The 1,040-nt window shown below is 69.1% G+C and carries 1 pseudogene; it reads right to left on the reverse strand.

From position 1 onward, the window contains the following. A pseudogene (locus tag ACWCSU_RS52870) lies at positions 1-1,040 on the reverse strand (DNA-directed RNA polymerase subunit beta); the annotation flags it as partial.

The raw sequence follows: 1,040 nt of genomic DNA on the forward strand, positions 1-1,040 counted from the left end.
GCGGAGACCTCCTCGACCACACCGGCCTTCTCGGCGCTGATGACGTCGCCGGCGTCGGTCGCGGCACGGTACTCCATGCCGGTGCCGACCAGCGGTGCCTCGCTCCGGATCAGCGGCACCGACTGGCGCTGCATGTTCGCGCCCATCAGGGCCCGGTTGGCGTCGTCGTGCTCCAGGAACGGGATCATCGCGGTGGCCACCGACACCATCTGGCGCGGCGACACGTCGATGTAGTCGACCTCGCGGGAGGCCACGTACTCGGTCTCGCCGCCCCTGGTGCGGACCAGGACGCGGGGGTCCACCAGCTCGCCGTCCTCGCCCAGGGACGAGTTCGCCTGGGCGACCACGAACCGGTCCTCCTCGTCGGCGGTCAGGTAGTCGACGCGGTCGGTGACCCGGCCCTCGACGACCTTGCGGTAGGGCGTCTCGATGAAGCCGAAGGCGTTGAGGCGGCCGTAGCAGGCGAGGTAGCCGATCAGGCCGATGTTCGGGCCCTCGGGGGTCTCGATCGGGCACATCCGGCCGTAGTGGGACGGGTGCACGTCACGGACCTCCATGCCGGCCCGCTCACGGGACAGACCGCCGGGGCCCAGGGCGTTCAGGCGGCGTTTGTGCGTCAGGCCGGCCAGCGGGTTGATCTGGTCCATGAACTGCGACAGCTGCGAGGTGCCGAAGAACTCCTTCATCGACGCCACCACCGGGCGGATGTTGATCAGGGTCTGCGGCGTGATCGCCTCGACGTCCTGGGTGGTCATCCGCTCGCGGACGACGCGCTCCATGCGGGCCAGGCCCAGCCGGACCTGGTTCTGGACGAGCTCGCCGACGCTGCGGATGCGCCGGTTGCCGAAGTGGTCGATGTCGTCGAGCTCCACGACGACCCCGCCCATGGACGGCTCGCCCGCGTGCAGCCGCACCAGGTACTCGATCATCGAGACGACGTCGTCCTCGGTCAGCGTGCCCTGCGTGATCTCGGAGTCGACCCCGAGCTTCTTGTTGATCTTGTAGCGGCCCACCTTGGCCAGGTCGTACCGCTTGGGATT

This window comes from Nonomuraea sp. NPDC001699 (assembly GCF_053596455.1).